Raw genomic sequence first — 16601 nt, 5'->3', positions numbered from 1 at the left:
AACAGAAAGCCCCGGTGAATTTCACCGGGGCTTTTTTTGTTGCGCTCGCCTGACAATCAGAGCTTGGTCGTGCGCAGATAGGGGAAATGGGTCGTGAACTCGCCGAATTTCTCTTTCGCGTCAGCGTCACTGACCGCGACCGGGATCACCACATCCGCGCCCGGAGTCCAGTTTGCGGGCGTTGCGACGCCTTTACTCGCCGCGGTCTGCAGACCATCCAACGCGCGCAGCACTTCAGCAAAATTCCGGCCAACGTTCATCGGATATGTCATCGACAGTTTCAACTGCTTGTCCGGGCCGATGATGAAAACAGACCGCACGGTCTGGCTGTCGGCAGGTGTCGGGTTTTCCGGCAGGTAGTAGCCCGCCGGAAGCATGTCGAAGGCCTTGGATACGGCCAGCCCGTCATCGGCGATGATAGGGAACCCAGCCTCGGCGCCGCCGAATTTCTCGATATCCTGCTTCCACTTTCGATGGTCCTCTACACCGTCCACTGAAACGCCAATCACCTTGGTATTGCGCTTCTTCCATTCATCGGCCAGTTGCGCCACGGCACCGAACTCGGTGGTGCAGACCGGGGTGAAATCCTTGGGATGCGAGAACAGGATCGCCCAGCTGTCGCCAATCCAATCATGGAAGGTGATCGTGCCCTGATCAGTTTCAGCGGTGAAATTCGGGACGGTTTCATTGATACGCAGGCCCATAGCGGCAATCCTTTCCTAGTAAGGCTGATAGTGCGGACAGGTTCGGGTCGCCCCGACGACTCGTCCGCATTGAAAACGTGGGTAGAGTGGCGCGGATTTCCAAGAGGTCAAGCATCCGCGCCCGACGGTTTGTCAATACCCCAGCGCGCATCCGTCCTTGCGCGGGTCCGACGCGCCCTCCAGCACACCCGAGTCATGGATTCGGATCGCCTGAGCCCCCCCGATTGGCGCCTCGGGCACAACGACATTGTGCCCCAAATCGGCAAGCTCTTGTCGGACACTGTCAGCATATCCCCTTTCGACTCGCATCTCCGTCCCGTCCGCAAAGGCGCGCGGGGCGTCGACGGCAGTCTGCGGATCCATGCCAAAATCCACCATATTCGACAGAAACCTGATGTGCCCATTGGGCTGATAAGCGCCTCCCATGACGCCAAACGGCATCGTGACTCGACCGTTTTCAGCCAGCATGCCGGGAATGATCGTGTGCATGGGGCGCTTGCCGCCAGCGAGTTCATTGGGGTGACCTTCCTCCAAGGTGAATCCCGCCCCGCGGTTCTGAAACAGGATGCCAAACTTCTCGGATGCGATGCCGGACCCGAAGCCGTGGAAAATCGAGTAAATCAGCGACACAGCCATCCGGTCCTTGTCGACCACGGTGATGTAGATCGTGTCCTTATGCACAGCCTCGGTTACGGGGGCTGCGCTGACGATGGCCTTTTTCGGATCGATCAGCGCCGCAAGCCTTGCCGCCAGCTCCGGGGAAAGCATCGCTTCGGCGCGGGTGACATGATCCGGGTCAGCGATGATCCGGTTGCGCGCATCATAAGCCAGTTTCGCGGCCTCGGCCTCGATATGGGCGCGCTTTGTGCCAAAGGGCTCCATCCCGGCGATGTCAAATTGCGACAGGATGTTCGCCATCAGAATCGCGGTGGCGCCCTGTCCGTTGGGTGGATGCTCGATCAGGTCGACGCCCTTATAGCGTCCGCTGATCGGGTCGGTTTCATTGCAGCGCACCGCGGCAAAATCCTCGGCCGTGTGGACCCCGCCCATCGCATTGAGCGTGGTCAGCATGTCCTCCATCACCTCGCCCTTATAGAACGCATTGCGGCCATCACGTGCCAACCGGCGCAGGACCTCGGCCTGGCCAGGCAGGGCAAAGCGCCCACCGGTGGCGGGCACCTTGCCGTCTACCAGGTAGTGCCGGCGCGCTGCGCCTTTCAGGATCTCGGCAGAATGTCCCCAATCGAAGGCAACGCGCGGCGCCACCGGGACGCCTTGGTCACAATAGGTGATGGCGGGTGCAAGAAGTGCGTCGAGCCCGATCACCCCTTCGGTTTCTGAAAGGTGGCAAAATGCGTCGATCGCGCCGGGCAGCGTCACCGCCTCGACTCCATATGTCGGCACTTCGGTCAGTCCTCTGCCGCGCAATTCCGCCGCCATTGCGGCACGAGGAGCGCGGCCCGAACCATTCAGCGCCCGAATACGTTGTTCGCCCGGCCGTGTGTATAGAACAAAGCAATCACCGCCGATTCCCGTCATCTGCGGTTCGCAAACACCCAGAAGCACCGCGCCCGCGATGGCCGCGTCCATGGCATTTCCGCCGCGCTTCAAGATGTCTATGGCGACCCCGGCGGCCAATGGATGCGACGTGGCGCACACCCCGTTGTCTGCAAAAATGGCCGATCTGCCCGGAAAATGAAAGTCGCGCATGTCCTGTTGTCCCCTCGAATTGCCTGTCGCTCGGAACGGACCCTAGGGCGCTTTTCAGGGAAATCCAATCGCAGGCCTAGTCGGGGACAAGTAAGCGAAATCTGAGACGGTTTTCGTGGCGGTCCCGCTGATATTCCAGATCCGACGCGAGAATGCCCACCAGCGCCCATCCAAACCCGCCCTCAGGCAAATCCTCAAGCTTCCCAAGTTCTGGCATAGTTCGGGCCGGGCACTCACCACCGGGCAACGGAATGCCGTTGTCAACAACTTCAAAGCACAAACCTGCCCCTTCCAGGTGACATCGCACATGTATCGCACCGTCTTGCCCGCGTCCGGCCAGGGCATGTTCGACAATATTGTTCAAAACCTCGGCCAGCACCGTTTCCGCCGACCCGGTCAGGCCGCCCCTGTCGCGTCCACGCATCGTCGCGCGAAAGTCAATCAAGGCCCGACGCACATCATGCGGGTCATTGTCGACATCGGTATCGAAAATCAGCTCCGCCATACGAATGTCCCGATTGCTGTTCCGCGAAATCCCGATCAACCGCCAAGCGCATCGCTAAGAGACATGTGGATTCGAAACACCCGGTCCATGCGGGTCAGCGTGAACACCTTGGCGACATTGTCGCGCAGGCCCGAGAGATCCAAACGACGGTCTGCGCCCAATAGTTTCATCGCGCCGACAATGGCGCCAAGACCGCTGGAATCGATGAAGTCCACATGCGCGAGGTCCAGCACAACACGTTCAGGGCCGTTTTCAGTCAGTTGCCGCATCATGTCCTTGAACCGGATCGCTACGGCCGAATCGATGCGGGACTCGTTGACGGTGACGATCAGAACCCCATCAAGTTCCCGTTTGCTCAGTTCCATTTGCCGCCTCTCGAATTCACTACGCCGATCCATTGCTAGGGCGAATTCATTACCAACTGGTTTGCATATCCGTATTGTTACTGGTTTGACGCCTTGGCCTGCTTGCGTGAAACAATTGCGCAAAGACTTGGCACTATGCCTGTCGCGGTGCCGAATACGGGAGAGAAATGATGAAAGCAGTTGTGATAGCGGGCGCGGCCCGCACGCCGATGGGAGGGTTCCAAGGCGTTTTTGACGGGGTACCGGCAGCTGAACTGGGCGGTACCGCCATTCGCGCCGCGTTGCGGGATGCGGGCGCCGAGACGGTGGACGAAGTGCTGATGGGCTGTGTTCTACCCGCGGGCCAGGGCCAGGCCCCCGCGCGGCAGGCCGGATTTGCCGGGGGGCTTGGCGAAGAGGTGCCGGCGACCACTTTGAACAAGATGTGCGGCTCGGGGATGAAGGCGGCCATGTCGGGCTTCGACCAGATTGCGCTGGGTCAGAACGACGTCATGGTCACCGGCGGGATGGAAAGCATGTCGAATGCGCCCTACATGCTGCCCAAAATGCGCGGCGGCGCGCGGATTGGCCATCAGCAAGTGCAGGACCACATGTTCCTGGATGGGCTCGAGGACGCATATGACAAGGGGCGGCTGATGGGCACCTTTGCCGAGGATTGCGCCGAAGCGTTCCAATTCACCCGCGAGGCGCAGGACGAATACGCGCTCAAGTCACTGTCAAACGCGCTTGAGGCGCAGAAATCCGGTGCGTTTGAGGGGGAAATCGCTCCTGTCGCCCTGACGACCCGCCGTGGCGATGTTGTGGTGTCAGAAGACGAACAACCCGGCAATGCGAGACCCGAAAAGATCCCGCATCTAAAGCCTGCCTTCCGCAAGGACGGCACTGTGACACCCGCCAATTCATCTTCGATCTCGGATGGGGCGGCAGCGCTGGTTCTGGCATCGGAAGAAGCGGCATTGGAGCGCGGGTTGAACATCCGCGCCCGAATAGTCGGCCATGCCAGTCATGCCCAAGCGCCAGGCCTGTTTACCACGGCCCCGGTTCCCGCAGCTCAGAAGCTGCTTCAACGGATCGGCTGGCACAAGGATGACGTCGACCTCTGGGAGGTAAACGAGGCCTTTGCCGTGGTGCCGATGGCCTTCATGCACGAGATGGGTCTTTCCCGCGACAAGGTAAACGTCAATGGCGGCGCCTGTGCCTTGGGGCACCCGATCGGCGCCTCCGGCGCGCGCATCATGGTGACCTTGCTGAACGCTCTGGAAAAACGCGGATTGAAGCGCGGCGTTGCGGCGATCTGTATTGGCGGCGGAGAGGGCACCGCCATTGCGATCGAACGGGTATGACCCTTTGACGACAGGGCAAGGCTGCGGGCCTTGCCCACCAGTCCCGTTTGCGCGCATTCTGACGATGCAAACAGGGACGGGACACAAATGAAAAAGCTTCTAATCCTATTGGGCCTCATCAGGTTGATGCTGCCCGAAAGTCTGGTCGCGCTGATCTATTTGGGACGGCGCGACGTTGTCGACGGTCGCGTGATCGACCCGAAGGCGCAGGCCGCCGGTGACCTCGTGTCATTGATCCGAGACGCAAACGCGCCACCCAGCGTCGAAGAAAGCCGCCGTCAGATTTCGACCATGGCTGCGAAATTCGACGCCCCGTGCCCACGTGACGTGATCAAGATCGACACCACCATGCCCGGTGCCGAAGGCGATCTTCCTGCGCGGGTCTATGTACCTGCAGGCCAAACGCCCACGGACGCGCAGCCGACCCTGCTCTTTCTGCATGGAGGCGGATGGATCCAGGGCGACCTGGACACTCATGACGGATTGTGCGGAAAACTGTCGGCCCGGTCGGGGGTGCGGGTGATCTCGCTTGCCTATCGCCTTGCCCCCGAACATCCATTCCCAGCTGCCGCGGATGACGCGCTGGCCTGTTACGAGGCACTGTCATCGGGCCGGACACCCTTTGCGGTGACCCCGGACATGCTGATCGTGGGCGGCGACAGCGCCGGGGGCAACCTGACCGCGGGGTTGATGCATGACCTTGTTGTGGGCGGGCTTCCGGTGCCCAAAGGCCAGTTGCTAATCTATCCAGCAGTAGACGCCAGCCTGACCTCAGATTCCATGAAGGCGCTGGCGCAGCAGCCGCTTCTGCCTGCAAAGCGGATCGATTTTTATCTGAGCCACTACCTGCCGCCAGAACAGGACCCGCTGACCCCCCGAGTCTCGCCCCTGTTTTCCGACACCCACGACATGCAGCCGCCCGCCTGTATCGTGGCTGGCGGCCATGATCCGTTATGGGACGATGCACAAGGCTATGGTGACAAGCTGCACGCGGCAGGGGTAGACGTCACGCGGCTGAATTATCCCGGACAGGTCCACGCCTTCATGTCCCTGACCAAAGTGATCCCGCAGGGCGACCACGCCATCACCGCCTGCGCAGACTGGCTGAAAGAGCGATTCTCCGGGTGACCTATTGCCAAGTCCCGCATCCTGTGGTCCCAGTGCGAGATTCCAAGGAGTCCCCATGCAGATCAACTATGACCACCTGAAGAAAACCATCCTCGCGCTGACGGAGGGCGAAACGGATACGGTGTCCCTGATGGCGACGGTGGCCTGCGAGGTGCATCACGCAGATGAGCGGTTCGACTGGACGGGGTTCTACCGTGTTGTCGGACCTGAGCTGTTGAAAATCGGTCCCTATCAGGGTGGGCACGGCTGCCTCGTGATCCCGTTTTCGCGCGGCGTGTGCGGCGCCGCAGCCCGCACGGGTCAGGTTCAACTGGTGCCGGATGTTGACGCCTTTCCCGGCCATATTGCCTGCGCCTCGTCCACACGGTCAGAGTTGGTACTGCCTGTCGTGAATGGCAGTGGCACTCTGTTGGGAGTGTTCGACATCGACAGCAATATGCCGAATGCGTTCACCCAAACGGATGCAGATCACCTTGCACAAATCCTCGGCCAGGTATTCCACAGCGCGGATTGACCATCGCGACCCCACGGTCGCTCTGCATCCCAAGTCACCTTAGCCTGTGAAAATTCTCTTTGAAATTTCACGCGAATCAGGCAGCGTGAAATTCCAATGCAAATTTTCACGGAATTTTCATGCCCCGCGACCTGCCGCAACCCCGCACCCTTGGCGCTGATCTGCGCGCTCTGCGCAAGGCACGCGGGGTGACGTTGACTGACCTGTCTGTACGGCTCGGCCGTTCGGTCGGGTGGCTCAGTCAGGTTGAGCGTGACCTCTCGCAACCCTCGGTTGCCGACCTGCGCGCGATTGCCGCTGGGTTGGACGCGCCCTTGTCACTGCTGTTTGGTCAACCGGACGTGCCCGAGGGCGAAGCCGGAATCATTGTCCGCGCCGGGGCACGTCGCAAGATCGGCAGCGGCGACGGAGGTCTGACCGAAGAACTTTTGTCGCCCGACCTGACCGACGAATTCGAGGTGGTCCATTCCACCTTTGCCCCCGGCGCCGCAAGGACAGAGCCCGTGACCCGACCGACGCAGGAAGTGGGCTATGTGGTTGCGGGCAATCTAACACTGACCATCGACGGGCATGTCTTTTCGGTTGGTCCGGGGGATTCATTCCGTATCAAGGGCACGCCGTTTGCCTGGGCCAACCCGCATGCCCACCCCGCCGTCGTTGTCTGGGTCATCGCGCCCCCGGTCTATTGATCGGGTCGTTTGAAAGGAATGACATGAAGGGTCACTGCAACTGCCACGCCATCGAGTTCGAGGTCCACGCCGATCCGCAGGGCGCCAGCATGTGCCATTGTGGGCAATGCCGGCGGCAATCAGGTGGTGTCTGGGCCTCGGCCTATGTCAGTGACGATGCGCTCAGCATTTCCGGTTCGGTGCGTTGGTTCCAGTCCAGCAAAAACGCCAAACGCGGTTTCTGCCCCGAGTGCGGATCCTTCCTGTTCTGGAAAGCACTGGACGAAGACACAACCAGCTTTGCGCTGGGCGCACTCGAGAACCCAACAGGGCTGCGGATCGAGAAACACATCTTCGTGGGCGACAAGGGCGATTACTACCAGATCACCGACGGGGTGGAGCAACGCCAGTGACACCCACCCCCAGCACAAACACGCAAAAAGGAGTCACCCATGGCTGAATTCCCAAGCTCAGCCCGTGTGGTCATCATCGGGGGCGGTGTCGTCGGCACCTCTGCGTTGTATCACCTGGCGAAACGGGGTTGGACCGACTGCGTTCTCCTGGAAAAGAACGAGCTGACAGCCGGGTCGACATGGCATGCGGCGGGCAACGTCCCGACCTTTTCCACGTCCTGGTCGGTGATGAATATGCAGCGCTATTCCACCGAACTTTATGCGCGCCTAGCGGACGAGGTAGACTACCCGATGAACTACCACGTCACCGGGTCGATCCGGCTGGCGCATAACAAGGAGCGGATGCAGGAGTTTCAAAGGGCCGCCGGTATGGGACGGTATCAGGGCATGGATATCGAGATTCTTGACCCTGCGGAAACTAAGGCGCGTTACCCGTTCCTTGAGACCCACGATCTGGTCGGGTCGCTCTACGATCCCCATGACGGCGATATCGACCCCGCGCAGCTGACGCAGGCACTGGCCAAAGGCGCGCGGCAGATGGGTGCCATTATCCAGCGGTTTTGCCCGGCAATAGGCGTAACCCAACACGCCAACGGATCGTGGACGGTGCATACGGACAAGGGCGATATTGATTGCGACTTCGTGGTGAATGCCGCCGGGTATTATGCCCAACGCGTCGGCGAGATGTTCAAGCCCTTCGGCGGTCGCACCGTACCGATGATGGTGATGAGTCACCAATATCTTCTATCCGAGGAGATCCCCCAGATCGAGGCGTGGTCCACGGAACATGGCCGCAAGCTGCCGCTGTTACGTGATGTCGATGTGTCCTATTACCTCCGACAGGAAAAACACGGGTTCAACCTTGGTCCCTATGAGCCCGATTGCCGAGCGCATTGGGCAACGCCAGACGATCCCATGCCGGACGACTTCTCGTTTCAACTTTGGTCGGATGACCTGGACCGGATCGAGGGTATCGTCACCGACGCGATGGAGCGGGTGCCGCTTTTGGGCACGGCGGGCGTGTCGCGGGTGATCAACGGCCCGATCCCCTATGCGCCAGACGGGTTGCCGCTGATCGGGCCCATGCCTGGGGTTAGGAACGCGTTTGAGGCCTGCGTCTTTACCTTCGGTATCGCGCAGGGTGGTGGTGCGGGCAAGGTCCTGTCCGAATGGATCGTCGATGGCGCACCGGAATGGGATATGTGGGCCTGCGACCCGCGCCGCTATACCGACTATACCGACCACGACTACTGTGTCGCCAAGGGGATGGAGGTCTATGGCAACGAATACGCCATGCACTTCCCGCGTCACGAATGGCCAGCCGCACGGAACCGGAAACTTTCGCCAGTGCATGACCGCGTTGTCGAACTGGGTGGCCAGATGGGGGCCTATAATGGTTGGGAACGCGCCAATTGGTTTGCCCAGCCGGGGGATGACACCTCTGAAGTGGCAACCCATACGTGGGGCCGTTCAGGTCCTTGGGAGGCCCGCATCCGCGAAGAATGCGAAGCCGTGCGCGATCATGTCGGTGTTCTGGACCTGCCCGGGTTTTCGCGGTTCAACCTGTCGGGTGACGGCGCGGCGGAATGGTTGCGCGGCCGTGTCGCCGGGGCGCTTCCCAAGATCGGACGGATGAACCTGCTCTATTTCGCCGACGATCGCGGGCGCATCCTGACGGAAATGTCCTGCCTGCGTCACGCCGATGACCACATGACCCTGATCACCGCAGCAACGGCGCAATGGCACGACTGGGACGTGTTGAAAACCGCTTTGCCGGACCACCTGAGCCTTACCGATCATACGGCAGAGTACGGCACTTTGATCGTCACCGGCCCCAGGTCACGGGACCTGTTCAGTGACCTCAGCAACGCAGACCTGTCCCTTGGCTGGCTTAGCCATCAACCAGCCACTGTCGCGGGTCAGTCAGCCACCCTTGCGCGTGTTTCGTTTGCGGGTGAACTGGGATGGGAAATCCACGCAGCCAACGCCCACCTCCCGGCAATCTATGATGCTGTGCTGAGCTGGGGGGCAAAACCCTTTGGCATGTATGCGCTGAACAGCCTGCGAATCGAGAAAGGCTATCGTACGTGGAAAGGCGACCTGTCGACCGATTACACGCTGTTCGAAGGTGGTCTGGACCGCTTTGTCAAACTGGACAAACCACAGGACTTCCCGGGCAAGGCCGCTCTTTTGACCGAAAAGCAGCGCGGCGTGAACAAACGTTTCGTAACGCTGGTGGTGGACGCAGACGAGGCCGACGCGCCCTATATGTCCTGCCTCTGGCATGGCGATCAGATCGTCGGCGAAACGACTTCGGGTGACTGGGGCTATCGTGTCGGTGCATCGATTGCGCTGGGCATGATCCGTGCCGACCTTGCTGTCCCGGGAACCGAAGTCGATGTCGAAATTTACGGCGAGAAGCGGCGCGCCGTCGTGCAGGCGGACAAACCGCTTTGGGATCCCGAAAATGAAAGGTTGCGGGCATGACACGTGAAACGATGTCAGGCGTTGTTCTGACCGGGCATGGGGGGCCGGAAAAGCTGATCTGGCGGGATGACCTGCCAATGCCTGTGCCTGCTCCCGGCGAGGCCCTGATCCGCGTTCACGCCGCGGGGATCAACAACACAGACATTAACACGCGGCTTGGTTGGTATTCCGACGACGTGACTGGCGGCACAGACGCCAACCAGACGGGCTCGGGTGACGATGGCGGCTGGTCCGGTGCTTTGCAGTTTCCACTGATCCAGGGCGGAGACCTGTGCGGCGCGGTTGTTGCTGTCGGCGATCCCACACATGATGGTTGGATCGGGCGTCGCGTCACTGCGCCACTCTGCCTGCCACGCCCGACCATGGATGACCCGGTTGGAATGACCTGTATTGGGTCTGAGATGAACGGCGCCTTCGCGCAGTTCTGCTGTCTTCCTGCTGATGATCTGTATGACGTCACAGAATCGCCGATGACCGACACTCAAATCGCCGCGATTCCATGTGCTTATGGGACGGCAGAGGCGCTGCTTGACCGGGCCGGTGTCCGCGAAGGGGATCGGGTTCTGGTGACCGGCGCGTCGGGTGGGGTCGGAATGGCCGCAGTGGAACTGGCGTCCCTGAGAGGGGCGCACGTTATTGGTGTAACATCCCGCTCCAAGTCGGAAGCCGTGCTTGCGGCAGGGGCGGCCGAAACACTCGACCGCGACGAACCTGCAGGCAACGAATGTATTGATTGTGTCATTGACGTTGTGGGTGGCCCGAAATGGGCGGGGCTGATTCAGGCGCTGAAACGAGGTGGACGTTATGCGGTTGCCGGGGCAATCGCGGGTCCGATCGTCGAAATGGATTTGCGCAAGATCTACCTCAAGGATCTGACGCTTTCCGGCTCAACCTATCAACCACCTGCGGTTTTTCAGAAACTTGCCAAACTGATTAACGGGGGCAAGTTGAACCCGCTGGTTTCCAAGACCTATCCGCTTCGCGACATCCACCGTGCCCAGACGGATTTCATGGCCAAGACGTTTCCGGGAAAACTGGTGCTAATTCCCCCTGCCGAGGACGAAAAGGATGGCTGACCTCCCCCAAAAGGCCCGCGTGGTCATCATCGGCGGCGGCGTCGTCGGTTGCTCGGTCGCCTATCATCTCGCCAAACTGGGCTGGCAGGATGTTGTCTTGCTCGAGCGCAAGCAACTGACCAGCGGCACCACCTGGCATGCCGCCGGGCTGATCGGCCAACTACGCGCGTCGTCCAATATGACCAAATTGGCACGCTATTCGACAGAGCTTTACATGGGGCTGGAGGCGGAAACCGGCGTGGCGACGGGCATGCGACAGGTTGGATCGGTGTCCGTCGCCTTGACCGGCGAGCGCCTGGAAGAACTGTATCGCAATGCGGCTATGGCCCGCGCATTCGGAGTGCCGGTCGAAGAGCTGTCACCGCGCGAGGTGGGCGAGAGATACGGCCACCTCAACCTGGAAGGGGTTACGGGTGGTGTCTGGCTACCTACCGACGGCCAGGCTGACCCGGCGAACATTGCATTGGCCTTGGCCAAGGGCGCACGCCAGCGCGGTGCCGTAATACGTGAAAAAGTCAAAGTCACAAGCGTCAACATACGTGGACGTATGGTTACTGGTGTCAACTGGGAAACCGACGACGGTTCCGAACAAGGGCACATCCAAACCGACATGGTCGTGAATTGTGCGGGCATGTGGGGTCACCAGGTCGGACGTATGATGGGCGTCAACGTCCCGCTGCACGCCTGCGAACACTTCTACATCGTCTCGGAAGCGATCCCGGATCTGCCCCAGCTTCCGGTCCTTCGAGTCCCGGACGAGTGCGCTTACTACAAGGAGGACGCTGGGAAGATCATGCTGGGCGCGTTTGAACCGCATGCGAAACCCTGGGGTATGGACGGCATTCCTGACAGTTTTGAGTTCGACCAGCTGCCTGAAGATTTCGACCATTTTGAACCGATCCTGGAACAGGCCGTGAACCGCTGGCCTGGTCTGGCCAACGCCGGTATTCATACCTTCTTCAATGGACCGGAAAGCTTCACGCCGGATGACGCTTATCTTCTTGGTCTTGCGCCAGAAATGGACAATGTCTGGGTTGCGGCCGGGTTCAATTCCATTGGCATCCAATCCGCGGGCGGCGCGGGGATGGCTCTGGCCCAATGGATGGACGATGGTGAAAAACCCTTTGATCTGGGCGATGTGGACATTGCCCGGATGCAGCCATTCCAAGCCAACAAGACTTATCTTTTTGAGCGCAGCAAGGAAACACTCGGCCTGCTTTACGCCGACCATTTCCCGTATCGCCAGAAGGCCACAGCGCGCGGTATCCGCCGGACACCTTTTCACCACCACCTAAAGGAACAGGGGGCGGTCTTCGGCGAGCTTGCCGGGTGGGAGCGCGCGAACTGGTTTGCCGGCCCGGGGCAAGACCGTGACTATCGCTACAGCTGGAAACGCCAGAACTGGTTTGAAAACGCCGCCGCCGAGCATCGCGCGATACGTGAGAATGTCGGCATGTATGACATGTCGTCATTTGGCAAAATCAGGGTAAAAGGGCCAGACGCGGAAGCGTTCCTAAACCATGTTGGGGGGGCCAACCATACGGTGGCGAATGGTAAAATCGTTTATACGCAGTTTCTGAACCCGAAAGGTGGGATCGAAGCGGATGTCACCGTCACGCGTTTGGCGGATGACTGCTACCTTGTCGTTACACCTGCAGCCACCCGACTTGCCGATCAAACGCGGCTGATGCGTCTGAAGGGCGACTTCCAAGTAACAATCACCGATGTCACCGCTTCAGAAGGCGTTCTGGCAGTCATGGGACCAAATGCTCGCAAGCTGATGCAGCTGGTCTCACCCAACGATTTCTCGAACGATGCCAACCCCTTCGGCTTCGCACAAGAGATCGAGATAGGCATGGGATTGGCGCGGGCGCATCGTGTGTCCTATGTCGGCGAACTGGGATGGGAGGTCTATGTCAGTTCCGACATGGCAGGCCATGTATTCGAGACGTTCTTTGAGGCGGGTCAAGACGTGGGATTGAAACTGTGCGGCATGCACATGATGGATTCCTGCCGGATCGAAAAGGGTTTTCGCCATTTCGGGCACGACATCACCTGTGAGGACCACGTGATCGACGCTGGGCTGGGCTTTGCGGTCTCGACAGGCAAGCCTGACTTCATCGGACGCGACGCGGTCTTGAGGCGGAAGGAAACCGGCCCCCAGTCGCGTTTGCTGCAGTTCCGCCTGAATGATCCGGAACCGCTGCTCTATCACAATGAACCCCTTCTGCGCGACGGTGAGATTGTCGGTTATCTTAGTTCGGGCAACTACGGTCACTGGCTGGGGGGGGCTATCGGGATGGGCTATGTGCCCTGCGCTGGCGAAACCGCCGCCGAGGTTTTGGCATCGTCCTACGAGATTGATGTCATGGGTACTCGGGTCAAGGCTGAGGCGTCGCTCAAACCGCTTTTTGACCCGACAGGTGCACGGGTCAAAGCCTGAGGTCTAGGTCGCTCCCCTGCGCCATTGGCAGAACATCAAGAATATGGCGGGCCAGCATTTTCGCCCACAAAGCATGCGCCGTCTCTGAGGGGTGAAACCCGTCTGATGCAACCATGTCCGGCGTCAACGGCAGATCCAGCGGCAAATGTGACCTGTCTTGCGACTCCGCGCAGAACGCCTGCAACGCCGCGTCCAACCGCTGAGCGTCCTGGCCCAATACCCATCTCAGCGGGTTTGGCAGGAGTGGGAAATGCCCCATCGGTGGCACACCAGAAAAGATGATGTGGCGCGTACCTGTCTTTGACTTCAGCGCGGCTTCGATCCGTGCCAGGTTGCGGACAAAGCGGCGCGGAGAGGTTGCGCGTGTAACGTCATTGACACCCAGCACAACAATGCACAGATCCGCAGAACCATACGTCACCGTGTCCATGCTTTTGAGCGTCGATCTGGATGTGGCGCCCGTGATGGCCTCAACCCGGTAGTGGACCCGTGCATTCTGGGCCAGCAAGAAAACAAGTTGAGCCGGCATGGCAGTTTTCTGGTTCTGTGCGCCAACCCCGGCGGCGGATGAATCCCCTAGCACCAGAAGCCCAAGGTCGGGGCCTGATCCAAACACGCCGCCCCTGTCACCAGGCGGTTCGGGCAGGAACTGCGCCCCTGCCCGAACCCACAGCCCCTGTACCAACAGAAGCGGCACAAGCGCGATCCTGGCCAGCGGGCGCATCAGCATCAGCCAAGCGCCTTGCGATACTCCAGAAAGCGAGGATCCGTCATCACGCGGGCATTCATCGCTTCACGCAGCGCGGCAACGGATTTGAGTGGCCGCATGACCACCTCAAACTTCGCGATCAGTCCGTCGTCGTCCAGTGTGATCAGATCTACTCCAACTGCGTCAAGCTCACCGACCTTGCATTGGAATTCCAGCGCCCAATCGTTGCCTTCCCCCATCACGCGACGATAGCGGAAGTCGGAAAAGACCTGCCCGACATGGCCCAAAACTGCCGCCACGGGCTCTCGTCCGGTCCAGGTCGCCCAGTAGGTCGGCGGCATGAACTGGACACCCTCGGCCAGGATTTCGTGGATCTTGTTGTCATCGCCCGATGCGACGACCTCTTTCATCTTGATGATTGTCGGATGCATTCCGTCCCCTCCTTGTTTGCAACAGCCTGCGCGCCACTGGACGCGCAGGCAAGGCTGACGTCGGGTTGCCCATCACGCGCGCGCAAGATAGGGGGGTGCGCATGATTTCATCCGACTATACGCCCCCCGACGACCCGTTGGATATCCTGCATGAGGACAGCCAGATCGTCGTCGTCAACAAACCCGCAGGTCTTCTCAGCGTTCCGGGCCGGGGCCCCAATTTGGCGGACTGCCTGTTGTCACGGCTCGACGCGGCCTTTCCCGGTATTCTTCTGGTGCATCGCCTGGACCGGGACACGTCGGGTGTGATGGTGTTTGCGATGACACCACATGCCCAGCGGCACCTGGGACTGCAATTCGAGAAACGGCAGACCAAGAAAAGCTATGTTGCACGGGTGTATGGCAGACTTGAGCCTAAGACGGGCACAGTTGACCTGCCCCTGATCGTCGACTGGCCCAACCGCCCCCGCCAGATGGTGGACCATGAAAACGGCAAACCGGCAGTGACCGACTGGCGCGTCCTTCGGCAGACCGACGACGAATCCCGTGTTCGTCTCAGCCCCAAGACCGGGCGAAGCCACCAGTTGCGCGTTCATATGCTGGCGCTTGGCCATCCGATTTTGGGCGACCCGCTCTATGCGACGGGCGCAGCGGCGGATTTCCCGCGCATGATGTTGCATTCCGAGGAATTACGACTGCGTCATCCCGAAGGCGGTCGCGGCATGAGCTTTCGCGCCAAAGCCCCGTTTTGAAGGGTTCAATTGCGCTCAGTTCATCTGGAAGTGCAGCGGATAGGCACCATCTTCGTATGGACCAAACATCTCGGGGATGTCGGGATGATCGACGGGTTCCCCCGAATAATCCAGAATCAGGTTCTGCTCGGACACATAAGCGATGTAATAGCTTTGGTCATTCTCGGCGAGCAGATGATAGAACGGCTGCTCTTTGATCGGTCGCGCCTCTTCCGGGATCGAGTCATACCATTCATCGGTATTGGAAAATTCCGGATCGACATCAAAGATCACTCCACGAAACGGGTGTTTCTTGTGACGGACAATCTGGCCCAGATGATATTTTGCGCGTGTCTTCAACATAGCTTGCAGCACCTACGTCCCAAGCGTAGTCCTTTCAAGGGCAGTTTGTCCATTTTTTGCCATAATTCGCCGGGAAACAGTTTGTGAACCTTGCATTAACAGTGCTTGAAATCGTCGCGCCGGTCTTTCTTCTGGCGGGCTTGGGCTTTGGCTGGGTGAAGGCGGGATTTGAGTATCGAATTCAATTCGTGACACGTCTGGGCATGACCCTTGCCGTGCCCTGCCTGATTTTCACGGCCTTGATGAAATCCGAGGTCGACCTTGCCGAAATGGGCTCACTGACCTTGGCGACGGTGGCGGCCTATGTCGCGGTCGGCGTGGTCGGGGCGGGGTTGTTTCAGGTCCTGAAACTGGACCAGCGCACGTTTTTGGCGCCGTTCATCTTTGGCAACACCGGCAACCTAGGGATTCCGCTGGCTTTGTTCGCCTTTGGGCAGCCGGGGCTGGAATACGCTGTGGCAATCCTAGCGGTAACGTCTGTGATGTCCTTTACCCTTGGGATCCGACTTGTCGCCGGGAGCGGTGCTTTCCTGAAAATCCTGAAAGAACCGATCATCGCCGCTTCGATCTTGGGTGCGGTTTTCCTTTGGCAAGGATGGCAGACCCCACGGTTCCTGACCAACACGCTGGACCTGATCGGTCAGATGGCGATCCCGCTGATGCTTCTGACTCTTGGGGTTGCTGTGGCGCGGCTGACACCGGGGCGCGTGGGACAGGCGGTTTGGCTGTCGGTTCTGAAATTGGCGATCTGTGCGGCGATCGCATGGGTGATCGGGCGTCTATTCGGGCTGGACGACATAAGCTTTGGCGTTCTGGTGTTACAGCTTTCGACGCCTGTTGCGGTCACTGCCTTCCTGATTGCCGAGAAATATGGCGCCGACAGCGACTCGGTTGCCGGACTGGTTGTTGTCTCGACCGTGATATCCGTGGCGGGTCTGCCGCTGCTACTGGCGCTTCTGATCTGAACGCGGAATTGTCATTTCACCTCGGGCGTCAAATCGGTTAGTTTGC

17 protein-coding genes are annotated in these 16601 nt (G+C 59.9%); 10 read left to right on the top strand and 7 right to left on the bottom strand.

Translation table 11 applies throughout. The annotated features are described in order from the left end of the window. Nucleotides 1-56 precede the first annotated feature (56 nt). The 4 genes from JQ863_RS02695 to JQ863_RS02680 form a co-directional block, all read right to left on the bottom strand. Complete coding sequence (locus JQ863_RS02695; protein WP_204112787.1) at nucleotides 57-704, bottom strand: peroxiredoxin; 648 nt, start codon at nucleotides 702-704, stop codon at nucleotides 57-59. 132 nt (nucleotides 705-836) lie between these two features. Then, nucleotides 837-2414: a gamma-glutamyltransferase family protein gene (locus tag JQ863_RS02690; protein WP_204112786.1), complete on the bottom strand. Its 1578-nt coding sequence runs from the start codon at nucleotides 2412-2414 to the stop codon at nucleotides 837-839. A 76-nt stretch (nucleotides 2415-2490) separates the two neighbouring features. Continuing rightward, the gene (locus tag JQ863_RS02685; RefSeq protein WP_204112785.1) at nucleotides 2491-2919 is read right to left on the bottom strand and encodes an ATP-binding protein; all 429 of its coding nucleotides are present in this window, start codon (nucleotides 2917-2919) and stop codon (nucleotides 2491-2493) included. A gap of 35 nt (nucleotides 2920-2954) precedes the next feature. Beyond that, a complete protein-coding gene (locus JQ863_RS02680) occupies nucleotides 2955-3284 on the bottom strand; it encodes an STAS domain-containing protein (RefSeq protein ID WP_204112784.1) in 330 nt (109 codons plus the stop codon). 170 nt (nucleotides 3285-3454) lie between these two features. On the opposite strand from JQ863_RS02680, the gene JQ863_RS02675 reads away from it, so the two are divergent. The 8 genes from JQ863_RS02675 (at nucleotide 3455) to JQ863_RS02640 (ending at nucleotide 13356) form a co-directional block, all read left to right on the top strand. Next, nucleotides 3455-4627, top strand: a complete 1173-nt coding sequence (locus tag JQ863_RS02675; RefSeq protein WP_204112783.1) for a thiolase family protein — start codon at nucleotides 3455-3457, stop codon at nucleotides 4625-4627. An 87-nt stretch (nucleotides 4628-4714) separates the two neighbouring features. Next, nucleotides 4715-5755: an alpha/beta hydrolase gene (locus JQ863_RS02670; RefSeq protein ID WP_204112782.1), complete on the top strand. Its 1041-nt coding sequence runs from the start codon at nucleotides 4715-4717 to the stop codon at nucleotides 5753-5755. Between the two features lie 55 nt (nucleotides 5756-5810). Then, entirely contained in the window at nucleotides 5811-6269 is a 459-nt protein-coding gene (locus JQ863_RS02665) for a GAF domain-containing protein (RefSeq protein ID WP_204112781.1), read from the top strand. A gap of 119 nt (nucleotides 6270-6388) precedes the next feature. Further along, the gene (locus JQ863_RS02660) at nucleotides 6389-6958 is read left to right on the top strand and encodes a helix-turn-helix domain-containing protein (RefSeq protein WP_204112780.1); all 570 of its coding nucleotides are present in this window, start codon (nucleotides 6389-6391) and stop codon (nucleotides 6956-6958) included. Between the two features lie 23 nt (nucleotides 6959-6981). Beyond that, complete coding sequence (locus JQ863_RS02655; RefSeq protein WP_239113195.1) at nucleotides 6982-7350, top strand: GFA family protein; 369 nt, start codon at nucleotides 6982-6984, stop codon at nucleotides 7348-7350. A 39-nt stretch (nucleotides 7351-7389) separates the two neighbouring features. Beyond that, nucleotides 7390-9837: a GcvT family protein gene (locus tag JQ863_RS02650; protein WP_204112779.1), complete on the top strand. Its 2448-nt coding sequence runs from the start codon at nucleotides 7390-7392 to the stop codon at nucleotides 9835-9837. Beyond that, a complete protein-coding gene (locus JQ863_RS02645; protein ID WP_204112778.1) occupies nucleotides 9834-10913 on the top strand; it encodes an alcohol dehydrogenase family protein in 1080 nt (359 codons plus the stop codon). Before JQ863_RS02650 ends, JQ863_RS02645 begins: the two co-directional genes overlap by 4 nt. Next, nucleotides 10906-13356, top strand: coding sequence for a GcvT family protein (locus JQ863_RS02640; RefSeq protein WP_204112777.1), 2451 nt, complete (start codon nucleotides 10906-10908; stop codon nucleotides 13354-13356). Before JQ863_RS02645 ends, JQ863_RS02640 begins: the two co-directional genes overlap by 8 nt. Here the strand turns inward: JQ863_RS02640 and JQ863_RS02635 are convergent. Beyond that, nucleotides 13346-14086, bottom strand: coding sequence for an SGNH/GDSL hydrolase family protein (locus JQ863_RS02635; RefSeq protein WP_204112776.1), 741 nt, complete (start codon nucleotides 14084-14086; stop codon nucleotides 13346-13348). The two genes, JQ863_RS02640 and JQ863_RS02635, sit on opposite strands and share 11 nt — an antisense overlap. Then, nucleotides 14086-14496, bottom strand: a complete 411-nt coding sequence (locus JQ863_RS02630) for a nuclear transport factor 2 family protein (RefSeq protein WP_204112775.1) — start codon at nucleotides 14494-14496, stop codon at nucleotides 14086-14088. Before JQ863_RS02630 ends, JQ863_RS02635 begins: the two co-directional genes overlap by 1 nt. 101 nt (nucleotides 14497-14597) lie before the next feature. On the opposite strand from JQ863_RS02630, the gene JQ863_RS02625 reads away from it, so the two are divergent. Continuing rightward, entirely contained in the window at nucleotides 14598-15248 is a 651-nt protein-coding gene (locus tag JQ863_RS02625; RefSeq protein WP_204112774.1) for an RluA family pseudouridine synthase, read from the top strand. 15 nt (nucleotides 15249-15263) lie between these two features. On the opposite strand, the gene hspQ is transcribed toward JQ863_RS02625, so the two are convergent. Beyond that, on the bottom strand, nucleotides 15264-15590 hold the full coding sequence (gene hspQ / locus JQ863_RS02620; protein WP_204112773.1) for a heat shock protein HspQ: 327 nt from the start codon (nucleotides 15588-15590) through the stop codon (nucleotides 15264-15266). A gap of 83 nt (nucleotides 15591-15673) precedes the next feature. Here hspQ and JQ863_RS02615 point away from each other — a divergent pair, with 83 nt between their 5' ends. Next, entirely contained in the window at nucleotides 15674-16555 is an 882-nt protein-coding gene (locus tag JQ863_RS02615) for an AEC family transporter (protein WP_204112772.1), read from the top strand. Nucleotides 16556-16601: the final 46 nt, after the last annotated feature.

Source organism: Shimia biformata, from assembly GCF_016888515.1.
Lineage (GTDB): Bacteria > Pseudomonadota > Alphaproteobacteria > Rhodobacterales > Rhodobacteraceae > Shimia_A > Shimia_A biformata.
This window is presented reverse-complemented; position numbering and strand designations above follow the sequence as displayed.

Excerpts from the sequence above, each read along its gene's own strand:
- JQ863_RS02655 (WP_239113195.1), top strand. The coding sequence starts at position 6,982 with ATGAAGGGTCACTGCAACTGCCACGCCATCGAGTTCGAGGTCCACGCC.
- JQ863_RS02650 (WP_204112779.1), top strand. The coding sequence starts at position 7,390 with ATGGCTGAATTCCCAAGCTCAGCCCGTGTGGTCATCATCGGGGGCGGT.
- JQ863_RS02630 (WP_204112775.1), bottom strand. The coding sequence starts at position 14,496 with ATGCATCCGACAATCATCAAGATGAAAGAGGTCGTCGCATCGGGCGAT.
- JQ863_RS02695 (WP_204112787.1), bottom strand. The coding sequence starts at position 704 with ATGGGCCTGCGTATCAATGAAACCGTCCCGAATTTCACCGCTGAAACT.
- JQ863_RS02675 (WP_204112783.1), top strand. The coding sequence starts at position 3,455 with ATGAAAGCAGTTGTGATAGCGGGCGCGGCCCGCACGCCGATGGGAGGG.
- JQ863_RS02640 (WP_204112777.1), top strand. The coding sequence starts at position 10,906 with ATGGCTGACCTCCCCCAAAAGGCCCGCGTGGTCATCATCGGCGGCGGC.
- JQ863_RS02660 (WP_204112780.1), top strand. The coding sequence starts at position 6,389 with ATGCCCCGCGACCTGCCGCAACCCCGCACCCTTGGCGCTGATCTGCGC.
- JQ863_RS02680 (WP_204112784.1), bottom strand. The coding sequence starts at position 3,284 with ATGGAACTGAGCAAACGGGAACTTGATGGGGTTCTGATCGTCACCGTC.
- JQ863_RS02690 (WP_204112786.1), bottom strand. The coding sequence starts at position 2,414 with ATGCGCGACTTTCATTTTCCGGGCAGATCGGCCATTTTTGCAGACAAC.
- JQ863_RS02670 (WP_204112782.1), top strand. The coding sequence starts at position 4,715 with ATGAAAAAGCTTCTAATCCTATTGGGCCTCATCAGGTTGATGCTGCCC.
- JQ863_RS02645 (WP_204112778.1), top strand. The coding sequence starts at position 9,834 with ATGACACGTGAAACGATGTCAGGCGTTGTTCTGACCGGGCATGGGGGG.
- hspQ (WP_204112773.1), bottom strand. The coding sequence starts at position 15,590 with ATGTTGAAGACACGCGCAAAATATCATCTGGGCCAGATTGTCCGTCAC.
- JQ863_RS02625 (WP_204112774.1), top strand. The coding sequence starts at position 14,598 with ATGATTTCATCCGACTATACGCCCCCCGACGACCCGTTGGATATCCTG.
- JQ863_RS02685 (WP_204112785.1), bottom strand. The coding sequence starts at position 2,919 with ATGGCGGAGCTGATTTTCGATACCGATGTCGACAATGACCCGCATGAT.
- JQ863_RS02635 (WP_204112776.1), bottom strand. The coding sequence starts at position 14,086 with ATGCTGATGCGCCCGCTGGCCAGGATCGCGCTTGTGCCGCTTCTGTTG.
- JQ863_RS02665 (WP_204112781.1), top strand. The coding sequence starts at position 5,811 with ATGCAGATCAACTATGACCACCTGAAGAAAACCATCCTCGCGCTGACG.